Origin of the sequence: Candidatus Equadaptatus faecalis (assembly GCA_018065065.1) — a bacterium.
GTDB classification, from domain to species: Bacteria; Synergistota; Synergistia; order Synergistales; family Synergistaceae; genus Equadaptatus; species Equadaptatus faecalis.
Genome location: JAGHTZ010000045.1, coordinates 1 through 1563, shown reverse-complemented (window position 1 = coordinate 1563; position 1563 = coordinate 1). Strand labels below are relative to the sequence as shown.

The 1563-nt window shown below is 41.8% G+C and carries 2 protein-coding genes; one reads left to right on the top strand and one right to left on the bottom strand.

Annotation, left to right across the window (positions count from 1 at the left end; translation table 11 throughout):
* On the top strand, positions 1 to 693 hold a 693-nt coding region (locus KBS54_03675; protein MBQ0055230.1), incomplete at its 5' end, for a methyltransferase domain-containing protein.
* A 110-nt stretch (positions 694 to 803) separates the two neighbouring features.
* Here the strand turns inward: KBS54_03675 and KBS54_03670 are convergent.
* Positions 804 to 1241, bottom strand: coding sequence for a hypothetical protein (locus KBS54_03670; protein ID MBQ0055229.1), 438 nt, complete (start codon positions 1239 to 1241; stop codon positions 804 to 806).
* Positions 1242 to 1563: the final 322 nt, after the last annotated feature.

Genomic DNA, 1563 nt, shown 5'->3' with positions numbered 1-1563 from the left:
GTTTGGAGTTTTCCTGATCGCGGCAAGTGGGCTACACACGATGCAAAATGGCGCGGCAACTGGTCGCCGTACATACCGAGAAATATACTTTTAAGGTACTCACAGGAAAATGATCTTGTGTTGGATCAATTTGTTGGTGGGGGAACGACACTTGTTGAAGCGAAACTGCTCAATCGCAATATAATCGGTATTGACGTTAATGATATAGCCTTAGAGCGTTGCAGGGAAAAAACAAATTTTGAACGCGAAGGTGCAAATGGGCAGGTAACGATATTAAAGGGTGACGCAAGAGATTTAAAGCCGATATTGGACGAAAGCATAGATTTAATCTGTACGCATCCGCCGTATGCAAATATTATTCAGTACAGCGAAGATATTGCAGAAGATATGTCACATTTGAAAGTCAAAGAGTTTTTGGAAGAAATGCGTAAGGTGGCGAGTGAAAGCTATCGTGTGCTGAAAAAAGGAAAATACTGCGCAATACTTATGGGCGACACACGCCAAAACGGGCATATGGTTCCGTTGTCGTTTGAGGTTATGAAAATTTTTGAAAACGCCGGTTTCAAACTTAAAGAACTTATTATCAAACAGCAGCACAACTGCAAGGCAACGGGCTACTGGAAAACAAACAGCGTTAAGTATAATTTTCTGCTTATTGCTCACGAATACTTATTTGTGTTTCATAAACAATAGCGCTGAAATTGTCACGTTAATATCGTTTGAGTTTTAAACCTCAATTCGCGCCGGAGCGTATGAGAATAACAAAAGCGGGGGACTGGTTTCAGTCCTCCGCTTGTCTGTATTTAATATCTTGCATTGGAAAATTCTGTGTCGGGAAGAAAACAGGGATTGCCGTTTTCGTCCGTTGTGATGATGTCGGAGCGTTCAAAGGCATTGCAGCTTATGACGATTTTGTTGTTTTTTGTGTCCCTGTAGATTGAAAGCTGCGGTACAATTCCGTCTTTGTCCCGTATTTCTTCGGGAATGATTTTAAGAGCCGCGCTTCCGAGAATTTTTTTCACTTCCCTTGTGTAGGGAGTTGTTTTGCAGAATTTCAGACTGTGCTGTCCCGCAACCTGAAAATCGAGCAGCTTTTTGTGCTTAATGTTTTTCTTAAGCCCGTTTCCATTGCTGCGTTTTTTCGGTCCCTGTTTCTTCTTTTCTTTCAGCCGTTCTTCACGCGCAACGCGTCTGTGTGATTTTCCAAGTTCTTTTTCTATTCTTTTCGTTTTCTTTTTCATTGGATAGTTTCCTCCTGTAAAAAAAAATCACTTTTGCTTCGCAATACTTGTTAAAACGTTCACTTTCGCTGCACGACACTTGTAAAATGATAATTGCCGAACAGCGAAAAAGGTACAGTAAACATAAGCTATAAGCCATACGCCATAAGCTATAAGCTTTAACACCTTTTGCACTTGACGTGCAGCGTGTAGCTAATGAACTTTTGCCACAACAAACATAAGCTTAAAGCTTAACTTCGGATTACTTCTTACTGGGAGCACCGTTCATTTTCCTCCGAAGCCGCAGGGCTCTTGCTTTCCCTGCTCACACCCCGGTCACAGA

Coding starts and splice junctions, on each gene's coding strand:
- KBS54_03670 (MBQ0055229.1), bottom strand. CDS start 1,241: ATGAAAAAGAAAACGAAAAGAATAGAAAAAGAACTTGGAAAATCACAC.